We start from the raw sequence: 25,605 nt of genomic DNA, 5'->3' as shown, positions 1-25,605 counted from the left end.
TCACCTTTTAAACCAGGCCGAACAGCGTCAACAGCAGGTCGATAACCTTGATACCGACGAAGGGCACCACCAGCCCGCCCAGGCCGTAAATCCACAGGTTACGGCGCAGCATGGCGGCCGCCGTGAGCGGCTTGTAGCTCACGCCCTTCAGCGCCAGCGGGATCAGGAAGACAATAATCAGGGCGTTAAAGATGACTGCGCTCAGAATGGCCGAGGCCGGAGAGTGCAGGTGCATCACGTTCAGGGCGTTTAACTGCGGATAGGTCGCGGCAAACGCGGCCGGAATGATGGCGAAATACTTCGCCACGTCGTTGGCGATACTGAACGTGGTCAGCGACCCGCGCGTCATCAGCATCTGCTTGCCGATGTGTACCACTTCGATCAGCTTGGTCGGGTTAGAGTCGAGGTCGACCATATTGCCCGCCTCTTTTGCCGCCTGGGTACCGGAGTTCATTGCCACCGCCACGTCGGCCTGCGCCAGGGCAGGGGCATCGTTGGTCCCGTCACCCGTCATCGCCACCAGACGGCCTTCCGCCTGATACTGACGAATCAGTGCCAGCTTGGCTTCCGGGGTGGCTTCGGAAAGGAAATCATCCACGCCCGCTTCGGCGGCAATCGCCGCGGCGGTAAGACGGTTATCCCCGGTGATCATTACCGTTTTGATCCCCATCTTACGCAGCTGGGCAAAGCGCTCCTTGATACCGCCTTTGACGATATCCTTCAGCGCAATCACCCCCAGCACATGGGCCCCTTCGGCCACCACCAGCGGCGTCGCCCCCTGACGGGCCACGCTTTCGACCAGGCTGTCCACTTCCGGCGGGAAGTGACCGTTGTTAGCCTCGATGTGGCGGCGGATGGCGTCAACCGAGCCTTTACGGATCATGCGATCCTGAATGTTAATGCCGCTCATGCGGGTTTGCGCCGTGAAGGGCACGAACGTGGCGTGCAGGCTCTGAACGTCGCGCTGGCGCAGGTTAAAGCGCTGCTTGGCGAGGATCACGATACTGCGGCCTTCCGGGGTTTCATCGGCAAGGGATGAGAGCTGCGCGGCATCTGCCAGCGTTTTTTCATCCACGCCCGGGGCGGGTAAGAAATCTGACGCCTGACGGTTGCCGAGGGTGATGGTCCCGGTTTTATCCAGCAGTAAGACGTCCACGTCACCGGCGGCTTCCACCGCACGCCCGCTGGTGGCGATAACGTTGGCACCGAGCATACGGCTCATGCCGGCCACGCCGATGGCCGACAGCAGGCCGCCAATGGTGGTTGGGATCAGACAAACCAGCAGCGCCACCAGTACCGTGACGGTGACCGCGGTACCGCCATAGGCAGAGAATGGCCACAGCGTCGCGGTTGCCAGCAGGAAGACGATGGTCAGGGCCACCAGCAGGATGGTCAGGGCAATTTCGTTTGGCGTTTTACGACGCTGGGCGCCTTCCACCATGGCGATCATCCGGTCGAGGAAGGTTTCACCCGGGTTAACGCTGCACTGTATCACCAGCCAGTCGGAAAGAATGCGCGTCCCGCCCGTCACGGAGGCGAAATCGCCGCCGGACTCACGGATCACCGGCGCGGATTCGCCGGTGATGGCGCTTTCATCCACCGATGCTCCCCCTTCAATGACTTCGCCGTCGCAAGGGATGATGTCACCGGCTTCCACAAGCACCACATCGCCTTTACGCAGTTCATCCGCCGGAACGTGGTCCATCTGCGCGCCGTATTTCGGTTCACGTAGCTTGCGCGCGAAGGCGGTTTTTTTCACCCCTTTCAGGCTGTTGGCCTGGGCTTTACTCCGGCCTTCCGCCAGCGCTTCCGCAAAGTTGGCGAACAGCACGGTAAACCACAGCCACAGGCTGATGGCACCGGTAAACATCGCATTCCCCGGCATGTGGCCCGTTCCCATGGCAATCGCCAGGCCGGTGGTCAGGACGCTTCCCGCCCAGACAATAAACATCACCGGGTTGTGCCACTGCACGCGCGGGCTCAGCTTTTTCACCGCATCCATGAGCGCCTGACGAACTAATGACGGTTCGAACAGGGCCAGTTGTTTACGACTCATGACAATTTCTCCGCAAAATCAGCGTAAAGAGAGGTATTCCGCGACCGGGCCTAACGCGAGGGCGGGGATAAAGGTCAGGGCGCCGACCAGTAACACGGTGCCCGTCAGCAGGCCGATAAACAGCGCGCCGTGGGTCGGTAACGTCCCGGTGGTGGTCGGTTGGATTTTTTTGTTCACCAGCGATCCGGCTATCGCCATAACCGGCACGATGATCCCGAAACGACCCACGAACATGCAGAACGCCAGCAGGCAGTTCCAGAACGGTGAGTTGGCGCTTAAGCCTGCAAAGGCGCTGCCGTTGTTGTTGGCGGCAGAGGAGACGGCATACAGCACTTCACTAAAACCGTGAATGCCAGGGTTAAAGATGCCGCTGCGTCCGGCCTCGGTCATCAGGGCCAGCGCGGTGCCGAGCAGCACAAGCGCCGGGGTGACCAGAATCGCCAGCGCGGTTAATTTCATCTCGCGGACGTCGATTTTTTTACCCAGATATTCCGGGGTGCGGCCAATCATCAGACCGGCAATAAACACCGCCAGCAGCACGAACAGCAGCATGCCGTACAGACCAGAGCCTACGCCGCCAAACACCACCTCGCCAATCTGCATCAGCCACATCGGGATCATGCCACCCAGCGCCGTAAAGGAATCGTGCATGGCGTTGACCGCCCCGCACGAGGCAGCCGTGGTGACCACCGCATACAGGCTGCTGGCAAGAATGCCAAAGCGGCTCTCTTTACCTTCCATGTTGATTGCGCTGTCGGCACCCAGTGTCAGGAAGTGCGGATTACCCTGCCATTCGGCCCACATCACCAGCGCAACACAGACCACGAAGATAAGCGACATGGTCCAGAGCAGGGTGCGCCCCTGACGGCGATCGTTGACTACGTCTCCAAAGGCAAAGCAGAGCGCGGCGGGGACCAGGAAAATCGCCAGCATCTGCACAAAATTGGTCAGAGCGGTAGGGTTTTCAAACGGATGCGAGGAGTTGGCGTTGAAGAAGCCCCCGCCGTTCGTCCCGAGCATTTTGATGGCTTCCTGCGACGCCACCGGCCCCATCGGCAGGAGCTGTTTTGCGCCTTCCAGCGAGGTATAAGGCGTGTAAGGCATCAGGTTTTGCAGGGTGCCCTGCTGAATAAAGAACAGCGCGATCAGCAGCGCAATCGGCAGCAGGATCCACAGCGTAATGCGCGTCAGGTCTACCCATGCGTTACCTAACGTACTCACTTTCTGACGTGCAAACGCACGCGTCAGCGCGAAGATCACCGCAATACCGCTGGCGGCAGAGAGGAAGTTCTGCACGGTTAACCCGACCATCTGGCTGAAGTAGCTGAGCGTGGTTTCACCGGAATAGGACTGCCAGTTGGTGTTGGTGACAAAACTGACTGCCGTGTTCAGCGCAAGATGCCACGACAGGCCCGGTAATTGTTGCGGATTCAGCGGCAGGATACCCTGCAACATCAGCATGGCAAAAAGCGCAATGAGTCCGACAATGTTCAGCAGCAGAATGGCGATCAGATAGTCACGCCAGTTCATCTCCCGATCGTCTACACCCAGTACGCGCCAGATCCCTTTTTCAACGCTTCCCGTGCCGGGCAGGGGAACGTTATTGATCAGCCGTGCCAGCCCCGAGCCCAGTGGCCTTGCCAGGACGAACAACACCACTAAGAAACTGGCAATAAGCAAAAACGCCTGAGCAGCCATCAGAATGCCTCCGCATTAATCAGGGCATAAACCAGATAACCCAATAACAGGAACACCAGCACGATGCCGGCAATAAGACCTGCACTCACAATCCACCTCCGGGTGACTTTCGTTGTTGTGCTAACGGTAGGATTTCTGGCGCAAAGATTTCGCAAAAATGGAGAAGGTGGGTGTAAAAAAAGTATAAAGATGGCAAAGCCCACAATTTAACTATTGATAAGTAAATCGTTAACTTTTTTGTAACTTAATTACGGCGTGAATGTAAATTTTCACTAAACGGATGAAAATAAGTGGTCGGATGAGTAGTAAAATTACAAACAAAGCGATATTATTTTAGCCAGGTCACAGATTTTGAATTTTCCGGATGACGTTTCCGGCCAACTATAGGGGAGAAAAATATGGATCTTTATAAAGAGTATCCGGCTCATATCGTGTTTATGCGCCGCGCTTTCGCCGTAGTAGCTGGCGTGCTGGCTCTGCCGGTGATGTTGTTCTGGAAAGATCGTGCACGTTTTTATAGCTATCTGCACCGCGTCTGGGCGAAAACCAGCGAGAAGCCGGTGTGGATGGATCAGGCCGAGAAAGCGACCTGCGACTTCTACTAAGACTACACACAGCAATAAAAAAACCGCCAACAGTAATGTGGCGGTTTTTTTGTCCCTCGGGATTCGCGGTCCGTTGGGTGGTCTTCCAGCCCCTACCCGGGATTTTTATCATCCCCTCCTGTAAGCAGATGGCAATCCCTCGAAGCCTTTATAAAATCCTAATAAGTGATGAGCCGATCGGGTTTGTTGCTTTAACCACGATCTCGCAGGACAAGTAGCGTTAAGGCCGCCTCGGGCGGCCTTTTTTATTTCATCCCGTCTACACTTCATGGCAAAGTAGTTCAATGCATGCTTTTTCCTTTTACGGCATGCCCTTACGGACATAATGGATATTTGCCTGGAGTTTTATGCCCACCCATCTGGTTTGGTTTCGCGCGGATCTGCGCGTAAATGACAACATCGCCCTCGCGGCAGCCTGCCGCGCCAAAGACGCTAACGTACTGGCTCTGTTTGTGGCTACGCCCGGGCAGTGGCGGCAGCATGATATGGCGCCACGCCAGGCGGCCTTGCTGCGGGCGTATCTGACCGATCTGCAGCATTCGCTTGCCGGAAAAGGCATACCGCTGATTTATAAAGAGGTAAGTGATTTTGCCGCACAGCTGCAGACGGTGCAGGAGACCTGTAAGCAGCACAACGTCACGCATCTTTTTTACAACTATCAGTACGAATTCAACGAGCAGCAGCGCGACCGTCAGCTGGAGAAGATACTGGAAGATGTGGTCTGTGAAGGATTTGATGACAGCGTGATGCTGGCGCCGGGCAGCGTGATGACCGGCAACCGTGAGATGTATAAAGTTTTCACACCGTTTAAAAATGCCTTTATCAAACGTCTGAAAGAGGCGTTGCCGGAGTGCGTTGCCGCGCCTGCCGCGAGGGGCGAAGCCATAAAGGACCTGCCTGAACTGACGTTCGATTATCCTCAGCAGCCGTTTGATAAAGCGCTGTTCCCCGCTGATGAGAAAGCGGCCATCGCCCAACTGCGCCAGTTCTGCAAACAGGATGCGGCCAACTACGACGCGCGTCGGGATTTTCCCGCCATCGAGGGCACCAGCCGCCTGTCGGCCTGTCTGGCGCTGGGCGCGATCTCTCCTCGTCAGTGTTTACACCGTCTGCTGGCGGAGCAGCCGCAGGCACTGGAGGGCGGCGCTGGGTCCGTCTGGCTGAATGAACTGATCTGGCGTGAGTTTTATCGCCATCTGATGACGTATCATCCCGATCTCTGTAAGCATCGTCCGTTCATTCCCTGGACCGACAACGTAAAATGGCAGCACGACGAGGCACTTTTACAGGCCTGGCAAAAAGGGCAGACGGGCTATCCGATAGTCGATGCCGCGATGCGTCAGCTCAATGAGACGGGGTGGATGCACAACCGCCTGCGAATGATTACCGCCAGCTTTCTGGTGAAGGATCTGCTTATCGACTGGCGTATCGGAGAGCGCTATTTTATCTCTCAGCTGATCGATGGCGATCTTGCCGCGAATAACGGCGGCTGGCAGTGGGCAGCCTCAACGGGCACCGATGCGGCTCCCTATTTCCGGATTTTTAATCCAACCACTCAGGGACAAAAATTTGATGAGGACGGTGAGTTTATCCGCCGCTGGGTCCCTGAACTTAAAGAGATACCGGCTAAAGCGATCCACGAACCGTGGGCATGGGCGGATAAACAGCGTGTAAAACTGAATTATCCCCGCCCGATTGTCGATCATAAACAGGCGCGTGTCGCCACGCTGGCTGCGTACGAAGCGGCCCGCAAAGCATAAGAGAGTGATGATGAAAAACAGCGAACTGGAACGCCTGATTAACGAAAAACTGAACAGCGCCTCCTTCAGCGATTACGGCCCGAACGGGCTCCAGGTTGAGGGGCGTGAGACGGTGCAAAAAATTATCACCGGCGTCACGGCAAGCCAGGCGCTGCTGGACGAGGCGGTCCGTCAGAACGCTGATGCGGTGATTGTCCATCACGGTTACTTCTGGAAAAACGAATCGCCGATTATTCGCGGCATGAAGCGCAACCGCCTGAAAACGCTGCTGGCAAATGACATTAACCTGTACGGTTACCACCTGCCGCTGGATGCGCACCCGGAACTCGGTAACAACGTCCAGCTGGCGCAGCTACTGGGCATTACCGTGATGGGCGAGATTGAGCCGCTGGTGCCGTGGGGCGAACTGGCGATGCCGGTTCCGGGGCTGGAGCTGGCCTCGTGGATTGAAGCGCGCCTGGGGCGTCGTCCGCTATGGAGCGGTGATACCGGCCCGGATACGGTCAAGCGTGTGGCCTGGTGTACCGGTGGCGGGCAGGGCTTTATCGACAGCGCCGCGCGTTTTGGTGTCGATGCTTTTATCACCGGCGAGGTGTCCGAGCAGACGATTCATTCGGCGCGTGAGCAGGGGCTGCATTTTTACGCGGCAGGCCATCATGCCACCGAGCGCGGCGGCATTCGCGCCCTCAGCGAGTGGCTGACGGAAAACACCGATCTGGATGTGACCTTTATTGATATCCCTAACCCGGCCTGATGAGAGGTGCCTGAGTGCAGCGAGCGCGTTGTTATCTTCTGGGAGAAACGGCAGTGGTTCTGGAGCTCGAGCCGCCGGTGACCCTTGCCACGCAAAAACGTATCTGGCGGCTAACCCAGCGTCTGGTCGATCTGCCGGAAGTGGTTGAAGCCATTCCGGGGATGAATAACATCACCGTGGTGCTGCGTAGCCCGCATACGCTGGCGCTGGATGCCATCGAACGTTTGCAGCGCTGGTGGGAAGAGAGTGAGGCGCTGGAGCCGGAATCGCGTGCCATCGAGATCCCGGTCGTGTATGGCGGCACGGGGGGACCGGATCTCGACGTGGTGGCAGACCACTGTGGTTTAACAGCAAAGCAGGTTGTTGAGCTGCACAGCTCGGTTGACTACGTGGTCTGGTTCCTGGGGTTTCAGCCCGGATTCCCGTATCTGGGGGGATTAGCCCCTCAGCTGCATACGCCACGTCGTGCCGAACCGCGCCTGAGCGTACCGGCGGGGACGGTGGCTATCGGCGGCGAGCAGACCGGCGTTTATCCGCTGACATCGCCCGGCGGCTGGCAGCTTATTGGGCATACCGCCACACCGTTATTTGACCCGGGGCTGGAGACGCCAATACTCCTGCGTCCCGGCGATACCCTTCGCTTTATCCCGCAGAAGGAGGGGGTATGTTAACGCTTATTCGCGCCGGGCTTTATACCTCCGTACAGGATGCGGGCCGCTTTGGTATGCGCCAGTCTGGCGTGAGCTATTGTGGCGCGCTGGACAGGCCGGCGCTGGAGATTGCTAACGTGCTGGTGGGCAACCCCGGCAATACGGCCGCGCTCGAAATTACGCTCGGCCAGTGCGTCATTGAGTTTAGTCAGGAGACCTGGTTTGCCTTAACTGGCGCAGGGTGTGACGCGACGCTGGATGGTAAAGCGGTCTGGACCGGCTGGCGGCTACGGGCGAAAGCCGGACAGCGTCTGACCTTAAAGCGTCCTTTGCACGGTGTGCGTAGCTATCTCGCGGTGGCGGGCGGCATCGACGTGCCTGAGGTGCTGGGCTCATCCAGTACCGATCAGAAAGCCGGGATCGGCGGTCATGAAGGGCGTTTGCTGCGCGACGGCGATCGGCTGGCAATCAAGCCCTCGGCACGCCATTTCTCGACCGCGCAGGGCGTAAAACAGCTGCTGTGGGGAAACCAGATCCGCGCCTTACCGGGGCCGGAATATCATGAGTTTGACGAGGCTTCCAAAGAGTCCTTCTGGCGCTCGCCGTGGAAGCTCAGTCCGCAGAGTAACCGCATGGGCTACCGTCTTCAGGGGCAACCGCTGACCCGCACGACTGACCGGGAACTGCTCTCCCACGGTTTACTGCCTGGGGTTATTCAGGTTCCAGGCAACGGGCAACCGATCGTGTTAATGAACGACGCGCAGACGACCGGCGGTTACCCGCGAATTGCCTGCATCATTGAAGCCGATCGCTACCATCTGGCGCAAATTCCCCTCGGACAGCCGATTCACTTCGTGCAGTGTTCACTGGAAGAGGCGCTGAAGGCGCGGCAGGATCAGCAGCGTTATCTCGAACAGCTGGCGTGGAGGCTTGATGGTAAAGATTGATTTGAATGCCGATCTGGGCGAGGGCAGCAGCGCCGATGCGGTGCTGATGACGCTGGTCACCTCGGTCAACATCGCCTGTGGCTTTCATGCGGGCGATGCGCAAACCATGCTGGAGAGCGTGCGTAATGCCATCAAAAACGGTGTCGCGATTGGCGCTCATCCGAGCTTCCCTGACCGGGAAAACTTTGGCCGCACGGCGATGGATCTGCCGCCGGAGACGGTCTACGCTCAGGTGCTCTACCAGATCGGCGCGCTGGAGGCGATGGTGCGCGCTGAGAACGGCGTGCTGCGCCACGTGAAGCCGCACGGTATGCTCTATAACCAGGCGGCGAAAGATCCGGCGCTGGCGGGGGCGATTGCCCGCGCGGTACGGGACTGTAATCCGCAGCTGATTCTGGTAGGCCTTGCGGGTAGCGAGCTTATTCGTGCCGGACAGCGGCTGGGCCTGACCACCCGTCAGGAAGTGTTTGCCGACCGGGGATACCTGCCGGACGGCAGCCTGGTTCCACGTACACAGGCCGGGGCGCTGATTACCGACGAAGCTAAAGCGCTGGCGCAGACGCTGGAGATGGTGCGCGCCGGGCGGGTGACCGCCGTGGATGGCACACAGGCAAACGTTCAGGCTGATACGGTATGTTTACACGGCGACGGCGAGCATGCGCTCCAGTTCGCGCGCCGCTTGCGGGCGGCGTTCTCTGAAGAGGGCATTCTGGTCAGCGCAGAATAATCATGAAAGGACAATAACATGCCAGAAGGTCCGGAGATCCGCCGCGCGGCGGATAGCCTGGAGGCGGCGATAAAGGGCAAACCGTTGACGCATGTCTGGTTTGCTTTTCCTCAGCTAAAACCGTTTGAATCACAGCTGGTGGGGCAGACGGTGACCCATATTGAAACGCGCGGCAAAGCGTTGCTCACGCATTTTTCCCATAACCTGACGTTATATAGCCATAACCAGCTTTACGGCGTCTGGCGCGTGGTGGAGGCGGACGAGCAGCCGCAAACCACCCGCGTGCTGCGCGTCAGGCTGCAAACGGCGGATAAGGCGATCCTGCTCTATAGCGCGTCGGATATCGAAATGTTAACGCCGGAGCAGCTGCTGACGCACCCGTTTCTGCAGCGTGTCGGGCCGGACGTGCTGGACAAGCGCCTGACGGCGAGCGATGTGAAGGCCCGGCTGCTATCGCCCACATTCCGTAACCGGCAGTTTTCCGGCCTGTTCCTCGACCAGGCCTTTCTGGCCGGGCTGGGCAACTACCTGCGGGTAGAGATCCTCTGGGAAGTCGGGCTGGCGGCGCAGCACAAAGCGTCTCAGCTGAATGATGAACAGCTGGACGCGTTATCCCACGCGCTGCTGGATATTCCGCGGCTGTCGTATAACACGCGCGGCGTGGTGGATGAGAACAAGCATCACGGGGCGCTGTTCCGGTTCAAGGTGTTTCACCGGGAGGGGAAAATGTGCGAGCGATGCGGCGGGATTATCGACAAGATTATGCTCTCTTCGAGACCCTTTTACTGGTGCCCGCACTGCCAGAAATAAAAGCAAAACGGCAACGAAAGTTGCCGTTTTTAATGTTTTCTCCCTCTCCCTGTGGGAGAGGGCCGGGGTGAGGGCATCAGGCCGCACCCAACGTTGTTTAGCGCTTAATATCAGACTTAAAATCACGCTGCTCGTAGCCGGTATACAGCTGACGAGGACGGGCAATTTTCATGCCTTCGCTGTGCATTTCGTTCCAGTGCGCAATCCAGCCTACGGTACGGGCCATGGCGAAGATGACGGTGAACATGGAAGACGGAATGCCCATCGCTTTCAGAATAATGCCAGAGTAGAAATCGACGTTCGGGTAGAGTTTCTTCTCGATGAAGTACGGGTCGTTCAGCGCGATGTGTTCCAGCTCCATCGCCACTTCCAGCAGGTCATCTTTGGTACCCAGCTCTTTCAGCACTTCGTGGCAGGTCTCACGCATGACGGTGGCGCGCGGGTCGTAGTTTTTGTAAACACGGTGACCGAAGCCCATCAGGCGGAAGGAGTCATTCTTGTCTTTCGCACGACGCACGAACTCAGGAATGTGCTCAACGGTGCTGATCTCTTCCAGCATCTTCAGTGCCGCTTCGTTCGCGCCGCCGTGCGCCGGTCCCCACAGGGAGGCGATCCCCGCAGCGATACAGGCGAATGGGTTCGCGCCTGAAGAGCCCGCGGTACGGACGGTAGAGGTAGAGGCGTTCTGTTCGTGGTCAGCGTGCAGGATCAGAATACGGTCCATCGCACGTTCCAGTACCGGGTTCACTTCGTACTCTTCGCACGGCGTGGAGAACATCATGCGCAGGAAGTTACCCGCGTAGGAGAGGTCGTTGCGCGGATACACAAACGGCTGGCCGATGGAGTATTTGTAGCACATCGCCGCCATGGTAGGCATTTTGGACAGCAGGCGGAACGCCGCGATATCACGGTGACGCGGGTTATTCACGTCAAGGGAGTCGTGGTAGAACGCCGCCAGCGCACCGGTAATCCCGCACATCACCGCCATTGGGTGAGAGTCACGACGGAACGCATGGAACAGACGGGTAATCTGCTCATGGATCATGGTGTGACGGGTCACGGTGGTTTTGAATTCATCGTACTGGGCCTGCGTCGGTTTTTCGCCGTTCAGCAGGATGTAGCACACTTCCAGATAGTTGGATTCGGTGGCTAACTGATCGATGGGGAAGCCGCGATGGAGCAGGATACCTTCGTCACCGTCAATGTAGGTGATTTTGGATTCGCAAGATGCGGTAGAGGTAAATCCAGGGTCAAAGGTGAACACACCTTTAGAACCCAGCGTACGGATATCAATAACATCCTGACCGAGCGTGCCTTTTAGCACATCCAGTTCAATAGCAGTGTCACCATTTAGGGTGAGCGTTGCCTTTGTATCAGCCATTTACGGTCTCCTTAGCGCCTTATGCTTAAGACTGCGCTTCACCGGATTTGCTTTCAGCTGTAAATCACCGTTACCAGATTGTTATTTGGCTTACCGCTCAGCTCACGAGGACAAACCAGGGTACAGAGCTATGGCGCCTTGCAGGTAAACGAATGAAATATCAGTGAAACAACAGCAAATCAGCGTTTTTGCAGTCCGAATTATTCAAACCTGTATATCACTAATAACTGTCCTGATAACTTCGGTCAATACCATCACACTGTTACATAACTATTTGTCAGGTGAAAGTGAGACCTCATAACTTTTGCGCATTATATGCCTTTTCTGATGACGTTTGTAACAATATTGTTTAACATTTGTCAAATCAGATGATTAAAAATTAAAAAGATGTTGTTATCGTGACCCTGATCACTGTTCCAGAGAAAACCCGACAAACTGTATGTAGGTTAATTGTAATGATTTTGTGAACGGCCTATACTGCCGCCAGGTCTCCGGAACACCCTGCAATCCCGAGCCACCCAGCGTTGTAACGTGTCGTTTTAGCATCTGGAAGCAATGTTTTGCATGACGCGCAGTTATAGAAAAGGAACGCTGCTTGACCCGCATCGCAGTCCGGAGGAAGGAAACAATAAGAACAGCATGTGGGCGTTATTCATGATAAGAAATGTGAAAAAACAAAGACCTGTCAATCTGGATCTCAAAACGATCCGGTTCCCTGTAACAGCAATAGCGTCCATTCTGCACCGTGTTTCTGGTGTGATTACGTTTGTGGCGGTCGGTATTTTGCTGTGGTTACTGGGCACCAGCCTCTCTTCCCCTGAAGGATTCCTCCAGGCCTCTGCCATCATGAACAGCTTCTTCGTGAAATTCATCATGTGGGGCATTCTGACCGCGCTGGCGTACCACGTCGTCGTGGGTGTTCGCCATATGCTGATGGACTTTGGCTATCTGGAAGAGACTTTCGAAGCCGGGAAACGCTCCGCTAACATTTCATTTGTGATTACAGTCGTGCTTTCACTTCTCGCAGGAGTTCTCGTATGGTAAGCAACGCCTCCGCATTAGGACGCAACGGCGTACATGACTTCATCCTGGTCCGTGCTACCGCCATCGTTCTCACCCTTTACATCATCTATATGATCGGTTTCTTCGCGACCAGCGGCACGCTGACGTGGGAAATCTGGAGTGGGTTCTTCGGATCCGCCTTCACCAAAGTGTTCACCCTGCTGGCTCTGTTCTCCATCCTTATTCATGCCTGGATTGGTATGTGGCAGGTGTTGACCGATTACGTTAAACCGCTGGCGATTCGCCTCCCGCTGCAGCTGGCCATTGTGGTTGCACTGGTGGTTTACGTTATTTATGGATTCGTTGTGGTGTGGGGTGTGTAATGAAACTGCCAGTCAGAGAATTTGATGCTGTTGTGATTGGTGCCGGTGGCGCAGGTATGCGTGCCGCACTGCAAATTTCCCAGAGCGGCCAGACCTGTGCGCTGCTCTCTAAAGTTTTCCCGACCCGTTCCCACACCGTGTCTGCGCAGGGCGGTATCACCGTTGCGCTGGGTAACTCCCATGAAGACAACTGGGAATGGCACATGTATGACACGGTAAAAGGTTCCGACTACATCGGCGACCAGGATGCCATCGAATATATGTGTAAAACCGGCCCGGAAGCGATTCTGGAGCTGGACCATATGGGTCTGCCGTTCTCCCGTCTGGAAAACGGCACTATCTATCAGCGTCCGTTTGGCGGCCAGTCGAAAAACTTCGGCGGCGAGCAGGCGGCACGTACCGCGGCGGCGGCTGACCGTACCGGTCATGCGCTGCTGCACACCCTGTATCAGCAGAACCTGAAAAACCACACCACCATCTTCTCCGAGTGGTATGCGCTGGATCTGGTGAAAAACGCCGATGGCGCAATTGTTGGTTGTACCGCGCTGTGCATCGAAACCGGTGAAGTGGTTTACTTCAAAGCCCGCGCGACCGTGCTGGCGACCGGCGGCGCAGGCCGTATTTATCAGTCCACCACTAACGCCCACATTAACACCGGTGACGGTGTCGGTATGGCTATCCGCGCGGGCGTGCCGGTGCAGGATATGGAGATGTGGCAGTTCCACCCAACCGGTATCGCCGGTGCGGGCGTTCTGGTAACAGAAGGTTGCCGCGGTGAAGGTGGTTACCTGCTGAACAAACACGGCGAGCGCTTTATGGAGCGTTATGCCCCGAATGCGAAAGACCTGGCGGGTCGTGACGTGGTGGCGCGTTCCATCATGATCGAAATCCGTGAAGGCCGCGGCTGTGATGGCCCATGGGGTCCACACGCGAAGCTGAAACTCGACCATCTGGGTAAAGAAGTGCTGGAATCCCGTCTGCCGGGCATCCTGGAACTCTCCCGCACCTTTGCACACGTCGACCCGGTGAAAGAGCCGATTCCGGTTATCCCAACCTGCCACTACATGATGGGCGGTATTCCGACCAAAGTGACCGGTCAGGCGCTGACCGTGAACGAGCAGGGCGAAGACGTGGTTATTCCTGGTCTGTTCGCAGTAGGCGAAATTGCCTGCGTATCCGTACACGGCGCAAACCGTCTGGGCGGTAACTCCCTGCTGGACCTGGTAGTGTTTGGTCGCGCAGTGGGTCTGCATCTGCAGGAATCTATTGCCGAGCAGGGCGCGCTGCGTGATGCAACCGACGACGAAATTGATGCCTCTCTTGAGCGTCTCAACCGCTGGAACGGTAACCGTAACGGCGAAGATCCGGTGGAAATCCGTAAAGCGCTGCAGGAATGCATGCAGCACAACTTCTCGGTATTCCGTGAAGGCGATGCGATGGCCAAAGGCCTTGAGCAACTGAAAGCTATCCGCGAGCGTCTGAAAAATGCCCGTCTGGACGACACCTCCAGCGAGTTCAACACCCAGCGCGTTGAGTGCCTGGAGCTGGATAACCTGATGGAAACCGCGTTCGCGACGGCGATGTCGGCAAACTTCCGTACCGAAAGCCGTGGCGCGCATAGCCGCTTCGACTTCCCGGAGCGTGATGACGAAAACTGGCTGTGCCATTCCCTGTATCTGCCAGAGTCGGAAACCATGACGCGTCGTAGCGTCAATATGGAACCGAAACTGCGTCCGGCGTTCCCGCCGAAGATTCGTACTTACTAATGCGGAGACAGGATAATGAAACTCGAATTCTCAGTTTATCGTTATAACCCGGATGTTGATGACGCTCCGCGCATGCAGGACTACACCCTGGAAGCGGAAGAAGGTCGCGACATGATGCTGCTGGATGCGTTAATCCAGCTGAAAGAAAAAGATCCAACGCTGTCGTTCCGCCGCTCCTGCCGTGAAGGGGTTTGTGGCTCTGACGGGGTGAACATGAACGGCAAAAATGGCCTGGCCTGCATCACGCCAATTTCAGCGTTGCAGCGTCCTGGTCAGAAAATTGTTATCCGTCCTCTGCCAGGCCTGCCGGTTGTGCGTGATTTGGTGGTAGACATGGGGCAATTCTATGCACAATATGAGAAGATTAAGCCTTACTTATTGAATAATGGGCAAAATCCACCCGCTCGCGAGCACTTACAGTCTCCAGAGCAGCGTGAAAAACTCGATGGGTTGTACGAGTGTATTCTCTGCGCATGCTGTTCAACGTCCTGCCCGTCGTTCTGGTGGAACCCGGACAAGTTTATCGGCCCGGCCGGTCTGCTGGCTGCCTATCGCTTCCTGATCGATAGCCGCGACACCGAAACCGACAGCCGTCTGGAAGGACTGAGTGACGCTTTCAGCGTATTCCGCTGCCATAGCATCATGAACTGCGTCAGTGTGTGTCCGAAGGGGCTGAACCCGACGCGCGCCATCGGCCATATTAAGTCGATGCTGCTGCAGCGCAGTGCGTAAGTAGTGAGAGGGGAGCGCTGTTCCCCTCACCCTGACCCTCTCCCAAAGGGAGAGGGAACAGATTGCAGAAACCTTTAAAAACTGCCCTGTACTACCCTGAAGTCCAGACAGTTTCTAAAGGTTCCTTCGCGGGCCAAATGAAAAGAGCTCGCAGGTGAACCCCGGCACGTACACGCGGTGTGCGTGGTAGTTTCTACGGCGAAAGTAAGCATAAAAATGCTTAAGGGATCACGATGCAGAACGGCGCAATGAAAGCCTGGCTGGACTCTTCTTACCTCTCTGGTGCGAACCAGAGCTGGATAGAACAGCTCTATGAAGACTTCTTAACCGATCCTGACTCAGTGGACGCAAACTGGCGTTCCATGTTCCAGCAGTTGCCTGGCACAGGGGTCAAACCGGATCAATTCCATTCCAAAACACGTGATTATTTCCGTCGTCTGGCGAAGGATGCCTCACGTTACTCTTCTGCGATTTCCGACCCTGACACCAATGCGAAGCAGGTTAAAGTCCTGCAGCTTATCAACGCTTATCGCTTCCGCGGTCACCAGCATGCGAATCTCGATCCGCTGGGACTGTGGAAACAAGACCGTGTGGCCGATCTCGATCCGGCGTATCACGATCTGACCGAGGCCGATTTCCAGGAAAGCTTTAACGTAGGTTCCTTTGCCATCGGCAAAGACACGATGAAGCTGGGCGATCTGATTGACGCGCTCAAGCAAACCTACTGCGGCTCCATCGGCGCGGAATACATGCACATTACCTCTACCGAAGAGAAACGCTGGATCCAGCAGCGCATCGAATCCGTAGCGGGCCACGCGACCTTCTCGGCTGACGAGAAAAAACGCTTCCTGAACGAACTGACCGCAGCGGAAGGGCTTGAGCGTTATCTGGGCGCGAAATTCCCGGGCGCAAAACGCTTCTCGCTGGAAGGCGGCGACGCGCTGGTGCCGATGCTGAAAGAGCTGATTCGTCACGCAGGCAAGAGCGGTACCCGTGAAGTGGTACTGGGTATGGCGCACCGCGGTCGTCTGAACGTACTGGTCAACGTGCTGGGTAAAAAACCACAGGACCTGTTCGACGAATTCGCGGGCAAACATAAAGAACACCTCGGCACCGGCGACGTGAAGTACCACATGGGCTTCTCGTCTGATATCGAAACCGAAGGCGGTCTGGTTCACCTGGCGCTGGCGTTTAACCCGTCACACCTGGAAATCGTCAGCCCGGTGGTTATCGGTTCCGTACGTGCGCGTCTGGATCGTCTGGACGAGCCAAGCAGCAATAAAGTGCTGCCAATCACCATCCACGGTGATGCGGCGGTAACAGGGCAGGGCGTGGTTCAGGAAACCCTGAACATGTCGAAAGCGCGTGGTTACGAAGTGGGCGGTACCGTTCGCATCGTGATCAACAACCAGGTGGGCTTCACCACCTCTAACCCGCTGGATGCGCGTTCTACCCCGTACTGCACCGACATCGGTAAGATGGTACAGGCGCCGATCTTCCACGTTAACGCGGATGACCCGGAAGCCGTTGCTTTCGTTACCCGTCTGGCGCTGGACTTCCGTAATACCTTTAAACGCGATGTGTTCATTGACCTCTTCTGCTACCGCCGTCACGGCCACAACGAAGCGGATGAGCCAAGTGCAACCCAGCCGCTGATGTACCAGAAAATCAAAAAACACCCGACCCCGCGCAAAATCTATGCTGACAAGCTGGAGAGCGACAAAGTGGCGACGCTGGAAGATGCGACCGAAATGGTCAACCTCTACCGCGACGCGCTGGATGCGGGTGAATGCGTGGTGAAAGAGCTGCGTCCGATGAACATGCACTCCTTTACCTGGTCCCCGTACCTCAACCACGAGTGGGATGAGAGCTACCCGAACAAGGTTGAGATGAAGCGCCTGCAGGAGCTGGCTAAACGCATCAGCACCGTACCGGACGCTATCGAGATGCAGTCTCGCGTGCAGAAAATCTACGCTGACCGTCAGTCCATGGCGGCAGGCGAGAAGCTGTTCGACTGGGGCGGCGCGGAAACGCTGGCTTACGCAACGCTGGTTGACGAAGGCATTCCTGTTCGTCTGTCCGGTGAAGATGCGGGCCGTGGTACCTTCTTCCACCGTCACGCGGTTGTTCACAACCAGTCCAACGGTTCAACCTACACCCCGCTGCAGCACGTGCACAACGGTCAGGGCCAGTTCAAGGTCTGGGACTCCGTGCTGTCTGAAGAAGCGGTACTGGCCTTCGAATACGGCTACGCCACCGCTGAACCACGCACCCTGACCATCTGGGAAGCGCAGTTTGGTGACTTCGCCAACGGTGCGCAGGTGGTTATCGACCAGTTCATCTCCTCCGGCGAGCAGAAGTGGGGCCGTATGTGTGGCCTGGTAATGCTGCTGCCGCACGGTTATGAAGGCCAGGGTCCGGAGCACTCCTCCGCGCGTCTGGAACGTTATCTGCAGCTCTGCGCCGAGCAGAACATGCAGGTCTGCGTGCCGTCTACTCCGGCTCAGGTGTACCACATGCTGCGTCGTCAGGCGCTGCGCGGTATGCGTCGTCCGCTGGTGGTGATGTCGCCGAAATCCCTGCTGCGTCATCCGCTGGCGGTGTCCAGCCTGGAAGAACTGGCGAACGGTACCTTCCAGCCAGCCATTGGCGAAATTGACGAGCTGGATCCGCAGGGCGTGAAGCGCGTGGTGATGTGTTCTGGTAAGGTTTATTACGACCTGCTGGAACAGCGCCGCAAGAACGATCAGAAAGATGTCGCCATCGTGCGTATCGAACAGCTTTATCCGTTCCCGCATCAGGCGATGCAGGAAGTGCTGAAACAATATGCTCACGTACATGATTTTGTCTGGTGCCAGGAAGAGCCGCTCAACCAGGGCGCATGGTACTGCAGCCAGCATCATTTCCGTGAAGTGATTCCATTTGGGTCAGCCCTGCGTTATGCAGGTCGCCCGGCCTCCGCCTCTCCGGCGGTAGGGTATATGTCCGTTCACCAGAAGCAGCAACAAGATCTGGTCAATGACGCGCTGAACGTCGATTAATTAAAGGATACAAAATGAGTAGCGTAGATATTCTTGTTCCCGACCTGCCTGAATCCGTAGCAGATGCGACCGTCGCTACCTGGCACAAAAAACCAGGCGATGCCGTTAAGCGCGATGAAGTGCTGGTAGAAATCGAAACTGACAAAGTGGTACTGGAAGTACCGGCTTCGGCGGATGGCGTTCTGGACGCGGTGCTGGAAGATGAAGGTACCACCGTCACCTCTCGTCAGATCCTGGGTCGCCTGCGTGAAGGCAACAGCGCGGGCAAAGAGTCCAGCGCGAAGTCTGAAGAGAAAGCCTCTACGCCGGCTCAGCGCCAGCAGGCTTCTCTGGAAGAACAGTCTAACGACGCCCTCAGCCCGGCGATCCGTCGCCTGCTGGCAGAACACAGCCTTGACCCGGCAGCCATCAAAGGCACCGGTGTAGGCGGACGTCTGACCCGCGAAGACATCGACAAACACCTGGCGAAAGCGCCTGCTCAGGCAGAAGCGAAAGCCCCAGCGGCAGCACCAGCAGCTCAGCCTGCTCTGGGCGCCCGCAGCGAAAAACGCGTGCCGATGACTCGCCTGCGTAAGCGCGTGGCCGAGCGTCTGCTGGAAGCGAAAAACTCCACCGCGATGCTGACCACCTTCAACGAAGTGAACATGAAGCCAATCATGGACCTGCGTAAGCAGTATGGTGACGCGTTTGAAAAACGTCACGGTATCCGTCTGGGCTTTATGTCCTTCTACGTGAAAGCGGTAGTTGAAGCGCTGAAACGCTACCCGGAAGTGAACGCGTCTATCGATGGCGATGACGTGGTTTACCACAACTATTTCGACGTCAGCATGGCGGTTTCTACCCCACGTGGTCTGGTAACGCCGGTTCTGCGTGATGTGGATACCCTGGGTATGGCTGACATCGAGAAAAACATTAAAGAGCTGGCTGTTAAAGGCCGCGACGGCAAGCTGACCGTAGACGATCTGACCGGCGGTAACTTCACCATTACCAACGGCGGCGTATTCGGCTCGCTGATGTCTACCCCGATCATTAACCCGCCGCAGAGCGCGATCCTGGGTATGCATGCCATTAAAGATCGCCCGATGGCGGTAGACGGTAAAGTTGAGATCCTGCCAATGATGTATCTGGCGCTCTCTTACGACCACCGCCTGATCGACGGCCGCGAGTCCGTGGGCTTCCTGGTAGCGATTAAAGAGCTGCTGGAAGATCCAACGCGTCTGCTGCTGGACGTCTAGTAACTATTTAGCATCACCTGCCCTGTAGGCCGGATAAGCGTAGCGCCATCCGGCACACAGACTGCGCCGGTCTACAGGTTTGAAGATAACGATTACCCTGAAGGATGGATAGAACACATGAACTTACATGAATATCAGGCCAAACAGCTGTTTGCCCGGTATGGCTTACCGGCTCCGGTGGGTTATGCCTGTACTACCCCGCGTGAAGCAGAAGAAGCTGCATCTAAAATCGGTTCCGGCCCATGGGTAGTTAAGTGTCAGGTTCACGCTGGTGGCCGTGGTAAAGCGGGCGGTGTGAAGGTTGTTAAGAGTAAAGAAGAGATTCGTGCGTTTGCTGAACATTGGCTCGGCAAGCGTCTGGTGACCTACCAGACAGACGCGAACGGCCAGCCGGTTAACCAGATCCTGGTTGAAGCGGCGACCGACATCGCGAAAGAACTGTACCTGGGCGCGGTTGTTGACCGTAGCTCCCGTCGCGTGGTGTTCATGGCGTCTACCGAAGGCGGCGTGGAAATCGAAAAAGTGGCGGAAGAGACCCCGCACCTGATCCACAAAGTGGCTATCGATCCGCTGGCGGGCCCAATGCCTTACCAGGGTCGCGAGCTGGCGTTCAAACTGGGTCTGGAAGGTAAACTGGTTCAGCAGTTCACCAAGATCTTCATGGGTCTGGCAACCATCTTCCTGGAGCGCGATCTGGCGCTGATCGAAATTAACCCGCTGGTGATCACCACCCAGGGCGACCTGATCTGCCTCGACGGCAAGCTGGGCGCTGACGGCAACGCGCTGTTCCGCCAGCCGGATCTGCGCGAAATGCGCGATCAGTCTCAGGAAGATCCGCGTGAAGCGCAGGCTGCACAGTGGGAGCTGAACTACGTGGCGCTGGACGGCAACATCGGCTGCATGGTTAACGGTGCGGGCCTGGCGATGGGCACCATGGACATCGTTAAGCTGCACGGCGGTGAGCCAGCAAACTTCCTCGACGTGGGCGGTGGCGCAACCAAAGAGCGCGTAACCGAAGCGTTCAAGATCATTCTCTCCGACGACAACGTGAAGGCCGTTCTGGTTAACATCTTCGGCGGTATCGTCCGTTGCGACCTGATCGCCGACGGTATCATCGGTGCGGTAGAAGAAGTGGGTGTTAACGTTCCGGTTGTTGTACGTCTGGAAGGTAACAACGCTGAACTCGGCGCGAAAAAACTGGCTGACAGCGGCCTGAATATTATTGCAGCGAAAAGTCTGACGGATGCAGCTCAGCAGGTTGTTGCCGCAGTGGAGGGGAAATAATGTCAGTTTTAATTAATAAAGATACCAAGGTTATCTGCCAGGGCTTCACCGGTAGCCAGGGGACTTTCCACTCCGAACAGGCGATTGCCTACGGTACGCAGATGGTTGGCGGCGTAACGCCAGGTAAAGGCGGCACCACCCACCTGGGCCTGCCGGTGTTCAACACCGTGCGGGAAGCCGTAGAAGCAACGGGCGCAACCGCGACCGTGATCTACGTTCCGGCACCGTTCTGCAAAGACTCCATCCTGGAAGCGATCGACGCAGGCATCAAACTGATCATCACCATCACTGAAGGCATCCCGACGCTGGATATGCTGACCGTGAAGGTGAAGCTGGATGAAGCAGGCGTGCGCATGATCGGCCCGAACTGCCCTGGCGTTATCACCCCGGGCGAATGCAAAATCGGCATCATGCCGGGCCACATTCACAAGCCGGGCAAAGTGGGCATCGTGTCCCGTTCCGGTACCCTGACCTATGAAGCCGTTAAGCAGACCACCGATTACGGCTTCGGCCAGTCCACCTGCGTGGGCATCGGCGGTGACCCGATCCCGGGCTCTAACTTCATAGACATCCTGAAGATGTTCCAGGAAGATCCACAGACCGAAGCGATCGTGATGATCGGTGAGATCGGTGGTAGCGCGGAAGAAGAAGCGGCTGCTTACATCAAAGAACACGTGACCAAGCCAGTAGTGGGTTACATCGCGGGTGTGACTGCGCCGAAAGGCAAGCGTATGGGTCACGCAGGCGCGATCATCGCCGGTGGTAAGGGTACGGCTGATGAGAAATTCGCAGCGCTGGAAGCCGCAGGCGTGAAAACCGTTCGCAGTCTGGCGGATATCGGCGAAGCACTGAAATCCATCATTAAGTAAGTCCTCTCTGCTCCCCGAAAGGGGAGCGTTGAAGTATAAAAATGTCCGTTTCGACATGGTTGGCCGCTGTAAAGCGGCCTTTTTTATTGCCTGCCGGGCGTCATGCAATAGTCACAAACAGGTGTTAATTAGAGAGGATGTAAAAGTAAAATAATTGTTATTTATTTACCTTAAAGAGAGCAGATGGAAAAAAACGAAAAACCCACTAAAATTTATGTCCTGAATAAATCGGCATTCAGACTACTAAGTTAATAAAAATCACTTCTGTTTATATTCACCCGTCGATTCGATAACCTTAATTGTATTTTATATACATATCTTTAACATGGTCTTTACTATGTTCACCGCATCAAAACACAATTAACATAACGGATTGTTTTTGATTTAAATCAATGTTTAATGTTTGGAAAAACACACCAAAAGGCGCTAAATTGTCCGCGATCAAAATGGCCGAAAAGTGGTAATTTTGCTATAAATTGATCACCGTCGAAAAACGTAAATGTGATTCAATAAAAACCTGTTTATTGTAAGGGTTTTGCAGCGTATTATATTTGCGGGATCAATTTGAGTTTTTTATTAACGTATTTGTAACCTCACGTCATCGTTTTTATCCTCCTTCAGGGTAATAACGACGACAAGGATGCGAATAATTTGTATTGGGGCATGCGTGTGGATCTCTTTCTGACGGGGTTCACTCTCGGAGTCTTCATGCGATGAGCAAGGAGTCATGATGTTAGATATAGTCGAACTGTCGCGCTTACAGTTTGCCTTGACCGCGATGTACCACTTCCTGTTTGTGCCACTGACGCTCGGTATGGCGTTCCTGCTGGCCATCATGGAAACGGTATACGTTCTCTCCGGCAAACAGATTTATAAAGATATGACCAAGTTCTGGGGCAAGTTGTTTGGTATCAACTTCGCACTGGGCGTGGCAACCGGTCTGACTATGGAGTTCCAGTTCGGGACTAACTGGTCTTACTATTCCCACTATGTAGGGGATATCTTCGGTGCGCCGCTGGCCATTGAAGGTCTGATGGCATTCTTCCTCGAATCCACCTTTGTAGGTCTGTTCTTCTTCGGTTGGGACCGTCTGGGTAAAGTCCAGCATATGGCGGTGACCTGGCTGGTGGCATTAGGTTCGAACCTGTCCGCGCTGTGGATCCTGGTGGCGAACGGCTGGATGCAGAACCCGATCGCGTCTGATTTCAACTTCGAAACCATGCGTATGGAGATGGTCAGCTTTGCCGAGCTGGTCCTGAACCCGGTTGCGCAGGTTAAATTCGTTCACACCGTCGCTTCTGGCTATGTGTGCGGCGCAATGTTTATCCTAGGTATCAGTTCTTACTACATGCTGCGCGGTCGTGACTTCGCGTTTGCTAAGCGCTCCTTTGCTATCGCGGCAAGCTTCGGTATGGCTGCAATCCTCTCTGTTATCGTTCTGGGTGATGAATCCGGTTACGAAATGGGTGACGTGCAGAAAACCAAACTGGCCGCTATCGAAGCCGAATGGGAAACCCAACCGGCGCCTGCGGCCTTTACGCTGTTCGGTATTCCGGATCAGGACGCGCAGCAAAACCACTTCGCGATTCAGATCCCTTACGCGCTGGGTATCATCGCCACCCGTTCTGTTGATAAGCAGGTGACGGGGCTGAAAGAGCTGATGGTTCAGCACGAAGAGCGTATCCGTAACGGTATGAAAGCCTACTCGCTGCTGGAACAGCTGCGTGCCGGTTCTACCGACCAGGCCGTTCGCGATCAGTTCAACAACGTGAAGAAAGATCTGGGTTACGGTCTGCTGCTGAAGCGCTATACCCCGAACGTGTCTGATGCGACAGAAGCACAGATCCAGATGGCAACCAAAGACTCGATTCCACGCGTTGCGCCTCTGTACTTCGCATTCCGTATCATGGTGGGCTGCGGCATCATCATGCTGCTGATCATTGCGGCGTCATTCTGGTCCGTGATTCGCAACCGCATCGGCGAGAAAAAATGGCTGCTGCGCACTGCGCTGTACGGTATTCCACTGCCGTGGATCGCAATCGAATCCGGCTGGTTTGTGGCGGAGTATGGCCGTCAGCCATGGGCGATTGGTGAGGTACTGCCAACGGCGGTAGCGAACTCCTCCCTGACAGCGGGCGACCTTATCTTCTCCATGCTGCTGATTTGTGGTCTGTACACCCTGTTCCTGGTGGCTGAACTGTTCCTGATGTTCAAGTTCGCGCGCCTTGGCCCAAGCAGCCTGAAAACCGGTCGCTATCACTACGAGCAGTCCACTGCGACTACTCAGCCGGCACGCTAAGACAGGAGTCATCAAATGATCGATTATGAAGTATTGCGTTTTATCTGGTGGCTGTTGATCGGCGTTCTGCTGATCGGTTTCGCCGTCACGGATGGTTTCGACATGGGGGTGGGGATGCTCACCCGTTTCCTCGGTCGTAATGACACCGAGCGTCGAATCATGATCAACTCCATCGCCCCTCACTGGGACGGTAACCAGGTGTGGCTGATCACCGCAGGCGGCGCGCTGTTCGCTGCCTGGCCGATGGTCTACGCGGCTGCGTTCTCCGGCTTCTACGTGGCGATGATTCTGGTGCTGGCTTCTTTATTCTTCCGTCCGGTCGGTTTCGACTACCGTTCCAAGATTGAAGACACCCGCTGGCGCAACATGTGGGACTGGGGCATCTTCATCGGTAGCTTCGTTCCACCGCTGGTCATCGGCGTGGCGTTCGGTAACCTGCTGCAGGGCGTGCCGTTCCACCTGGACGAGTACATGCGTCTCTACTACACCGGTAACTTCTTCCAGCTGCTGAATCCGTTTGGTCTGCTGGCCGGCGTAGTGAGCGTGGCGATGATCATCACTCAGGGCGCAACCTACCTGCAGATGCGTACGGTTGGTGAACTGCACCTGCGTTCTCGCGCGACGGCTCAGGTCGCTGCGCTGGTCACGCTGGTCTGCTTCGCACTGGCTGGTGTGTGGGTGGTGTACGGCATTGATGGCTACGTGGTGACGTCTGCGATTAACCATACTGCGCCGTCTAATCCGCTGACCAAAGAAGTGGCGCGTCAGGCAGGTGCATGGCTGGTGAACTTTAACAATACCCCTGCGCTGTGGGCTATTCCGGCTCTGGGCGTATTGCTGCCGCTGCTGACCGTGTTGACGTCCCGTCTGGAGAAAGGCGCTCTGGCGTTCGTGTTCTCATCACTGACCCTGGCGTGCATCATCCTGACATCGGGTATTGCGATGTTCCCATTCGTCATGCCATCCAGCACCATGCTGAATGCTAGCCTGACCATGTGGGATGCAACGTCCAGCCATATGACGCTGAACCTGATGACATATGTTGCTTGCGTATTCGTTCCGATTGTTCTGGCCTACACCATCTGGTGTTACTGGAAAATGTTCGGTCGCATCACGAAAGAACATATCGAAAGCAACACCCACTCTATGTACTAAGTAAGGAGCTGAATATGTGGTATTTCGCATGGATTTTAGGGACGCTTCTTGCCTGTGCATTTGGTGTCATCACTGCCCTGGCGCTTGAGCACGTAGAAGCGACCAAAGCGGGTGAAGAAAAACACTGATGAATATTATCGCGAAACTTTACGCGGTAATGGACAAGCGCCCGTTACGGGCGCTTTCTTTAGTGATGGCATTACTGCTGGCAGGTTGTATCTTCTGGGACCCTTCGCGCTTTGCAGCGAAAACCAGCGAGCTTGAAATCTGGCACGGCTTCCTCATCATGTGGGCGGTGTGTGCAGGTGTGATCCACGGCGTGGGCTTTCGTCCGAAAGCCGTTCACTGGCAGGGAATTTTTTGCCCGCTGATTGCCGATCTGGTGCTTCTCGCCGGTTTGATTTTCTTCTTCTTCTGAATAAGAAATGTCCGTTAACGTTATGGGCTTACC

Annotated in this window: 23 protein-coding genes; 19 read left to right on the top strand and 4 right to left on the bottom strand. The window is 55.9% G+C overall.

Going from position 1 to position 25,605, the window contains the following annotated elements; translation table 11 throughout:
* Positions 1-7 precede the first annotated feature (7 nt).
* The 3 genes from kdpB to kdpF are packed head-to-tail and all read right to left on the bottom strand — an operon-like array spanning position 8 to position 3,843.
* Positions 8-2,056 (bottom strand): potassium-transporting ATPase subunit KdpB, encoded by a 2,049-nt coding sequence (gene kdpB / locus ACDO57_RS11600; protein ID WP_024908809.1) that lies wholly within the window; start codon positions 2,054-2,056, stop codon positions 8-10.
* 18 nt (positions 2,057-2,074) lie between these two features.
* Positions 2,075-3,754: a potassium-transporting ATPase subunit KdpA gene (gene kdpA, locus ACDO57_RS11595; RefSeq protein WP_370883992.1), complete on the bottom strand. Its 1,680-nt coding sequence runs from the start codon at positions 3,752-3,754 to the stop codon at positions 2,075-2,077.
* Entirely contained in the window at positions 3,754-3,843 is a 90-nt protein-coding gene (kdpF, locus tag ACDO57_RS11590; protein ID WP_014069365.1) for a K(+)-transporting ATPase subunit F, read from the bottom strand. Before kdpF ends, kdpA begins: the two co-directional genes overlap by 1 nt.
* A gap of 309 nt (positions 3,844-4,152) precedes the next feature.
* On the opposite strand from kdpF, the gene ACDO57_RS11585 reads away from it, so the two are divergent.
* The 7 genes from ACDO57_RS11585 to nei all read left to right on the top strand — a co-directional run bounded on the left by ACDO57_RS11585 (position 4,153) and on the right by nei (position 10,007).
* The gene (locus tag ACDO57_RS11585) at positions 4,153-4,359 is read left to right on the top strand and encodes a YbfA family protein (protein ID WP_013097552.1); all 207 of its coding nucleotides are present in this window, start codon (positions 4,153-4,155) and stop codon (positions 4,357-4,359) included.
* A gap of 347 nt (positions 4,360-4,706) precedes the next feature.
* Positions 4,707-6,119, top strand: a complete 1,413-nt coding sequence (phrB, locus tag ACDO57_RS11580; protein WP_370883991.1) for a deoxyribodipyrimidine photo-lyase — start codon at positions 4,707-4,709, stop codon at positions 6,117-6,119.
* A gap of 10 nt (positions 6,120-6,129) precedes the next feature.
* Positions 6,130-6,873: a type 2 GTP cyclohydrolase I gene (locus ACDO57_RS11575; RefSeq protein WP_024908806.1), complete on the top strand. Its 744-nt coding sequence runs from the start codon at positions 6,130-6,132 to the stop codon at positions 6,871-6,873.
* Positions 6,874-6,887: 14 nt separating this feature from the next.
* Positions 6,888-7,544 carry a 5-oxoprolinase subunit PxpB gene (pxpB, locus tag ACDO57_RS11570; protein WP_032649521.1) on the top strand — a complete coding sequence of 219 codons (657 nt, stop codon included), beginning with the start codon at positions 6,888-6,890 and terminating at the stop codon, positions 7,542-7,544.
* Positions 7,538-8,470, top strand: a complete 933-nt coding sequence (gene pxpC / locus ACDO57_RS11565; RefSeq protein ID WP_024908804.1) for a 5-oxoprolinase subunit PxpC — start codon at positions 7,538-7,540, stop codon at positions 8,468-8,470. Before pxpB ends, pxpC begins: the two co-directional genes overlap by 7 nt.
* The gene (gene pxpA / locus ACDO57_RS11560; RefSeq protein ID WP_370883990.1) at positions 8,457-9,197 is read left to right on the top strand and encodes a 5-oxoprolinase subunit PxpA; all 741 of its coding nucleotides are present in this window, start codon (positions 8,457-8,459) and stop codon (positions 9,195-9,197) included. The genes pxpC and pxpA overlap by 14 nt, the downstream gene beginning before the upstream one ends.
* An 18-nt stretch (positions 9,198-9,215) precedes the next feature.
* A complete protein-coding gene (gene nei, locus ACDO57_RS11555) occupies positions 9,216-10,007 on the top strand; it encodes an endonuclease VIII (protein ID WP_370883989.1) in 792 nt (263 codons plus the stop codon).
* Positions 10,008-10,104: 97 nt separating this feature from the next.
* Here nei and ACDO57_RS11550 read toward each other — a convergent pair whose 3' ends face one another.
* A complete protein-coding gene (locus ACDO57_RS11550; protein ID WP_023334930.1) occupies positions 10,105-11,388 on the bottom strand; it encodes a citrate synthase in 1,284 nt (427 codons plus the stop codon).
* A 639-nt stretch (positions 11,389-12,027) separates the two neighbouring features.
* On the opposite strand from ACDO57_RS11550, the gene sdhC reads away from it, so the two are divergent.
* From sdhC to ybgE, 12 genes are all read left to right on the top strand, one after another.
* On the top strand, positions 12,028-12,432 hold the full coding sequence (gene sdhC, locus ACDO57_RS11545; RefSeq protein ID WP_020684965.1) for a succinate dehydrogenase cytochrome b556 subunit: 405 nt from the start codon (positions 12,028-12,030) through the stop codon (positions 12,430-12,432).
* Positions 12,426-12,773, top strand: coding sequence for a succinate dehydrogenase membrane anchor subunit (sdhD, locus tag ACDO57_RS11540; protein WP_008501088.1), 348 nt, complete (start codon positions 12,426-12,428; stop codon positions 12,771-12,773). The genes sdhC and sdhD overlap by 7 nt, the downstream gene beginning before the upstream one ends.
* The gene (sdhA, locus tag ACDO57_RS11535; protein ID WP_024908800.1) at positions 12,773-14,539 is read left to right on the top strand and encodes a succinate dehydrogenase flavoprotein subunit; all 1,767 of its coding nucleotides are present in this window, start codon (positions 12,773-12,775) and stop codon (positions 14,537-14,539) included. The genes sdhD and sdhA overlap by 1 nt, the downstream gene beginning before the upstream one ends.
* 15 nt (positions 14,540-14,554) lie before the next feature.
* On the top strand, positions 14,555-15,271 hold the full coding sequence (gene sdhB / locus ACDO57_RS11530; protein WP_008501090.1) for a succinate dehydrogenase iron-sulfur subunit SdhB: 717 nt from the start codon (positions 14,555-14,557) through the stop codon (positions 15,269-15,271).
* Positions 15,272-15,504: 233 nt separating this feature from the next.
* Positions 15,505-18,312, top strand: a complete 2,808-nt coding sequence (sucA, locus tag ACDO57_RS11525) for a 2-oxoglutarate dehydrogenase E1 component (RefSeq protein WP_032649515.1) — start codon at positions 15,505-15,507, stop codon at positions 18,310-18,312.
* Between the two features lie 14 nt (positions 18,313-18,326).
* Positions 18,327-19,547, top strand: a complete 1,221-nt coding sequence (gene odhB, locus ACDO57_RS11520) for a 2-oxoglutarate dehydrogenase complex dihydrolipoyllysine-residue succinyltransferase (RefSeq protein WP_008501093.1) — start codon at positions 18,327-18,329, stop codon at positions 19,545-19,547.
* 117 nt (positions 19,548-19,664) lie between these two features.
* Entirely contained in the window at positions 19,665-20,831 is a 1,167-nt protein-coding gene (sucC, locus tag ACDO57_RS11515) for an ADP-forming succinate--CoA ligase subunit beta (protein ID WP_006809579.1), read from the top strand.
* A complete protein-coding gene (gene sucD, locus ACDO57_RS11510; RefSeq protein ID WP_014169173.1) occupies positions 20,831-21,700 on the top strand; it encodes a succinate--CoA ligase subunit alpha in 870 nt (289 codons plus the stop codon). The genes sucC and sucD overlap by 1 nt, the downstream gene beginning before the upstream one ends.
* A 730-nt stretch (positions 21,701-22,430) precedes the next feature.
* Positions 22,431-23,999 carry a cytochrome ubiquinol oxidase subunit I gene (gene cydA / locus ACDO57_RS11505; protein ID WP_048990050.1) on the top strand — a complete coding sequence of 523 codons (1,569 nt, stop codon included), beginning with the start codon at positions 22,431-22,433 and terminating at the stop codon, positions 23,997-23,999.
* 15 nt (positions 24,000-24,014) lie between these two features.
* Positions 24,015-25,154: a cytochrome d ubiquinol oxidase subunit II gene (cydB, locus tag ACDO57_RS11500; protein ID WP_023334940.1), complete on the top strand. Its 1,140-nt coding sequence runs from the start codon at positions 24,015-24,017 to the stop codon at positions 25,152-25,154.
* 14 nt (positions 25,155-25,168) lie between these two features.
* Positions 25,169-25,282, top strand: coding sequence for a cytochrome bd-I oxidase subunit CydX (gene cydX / locus ACDO57_RS11495; protein ID WP_003858598.1), 114 nt, complete (start codon positions 25,169-25,171; stop codon positions 25,280-25,282).
* A complete protein-coding gene (gene ybgE / locus ACDO57_RS11490; protein ID WP_008501100.1) occupies positions 25,282-25,572 on the top strand; it encodes a cyd operon protein YbgE in 291 nt (96 codons plus the stop codon). Before cydX ends, ybgE begins: the two co-directional genes overlap by 1 nt.
* Positions 25,573-25,605: the final 33 nt, after the last annotated feature.

Source organism: Enterobacter cloacae complex sp. 2015409, assembly GCF_041365315.1.
Lineage (GTDB): Bacteria > Pseudomonadota > Gammaproteobacteria > Enterobacterales > Enterobacteriaceae > Enterobacter > Enterobacter pseudoroggenkampii.
Note: the sequence above shows the minus strand (reverse complement) of the source record. Positions and strands in the feature narration are given on the sequence as shown.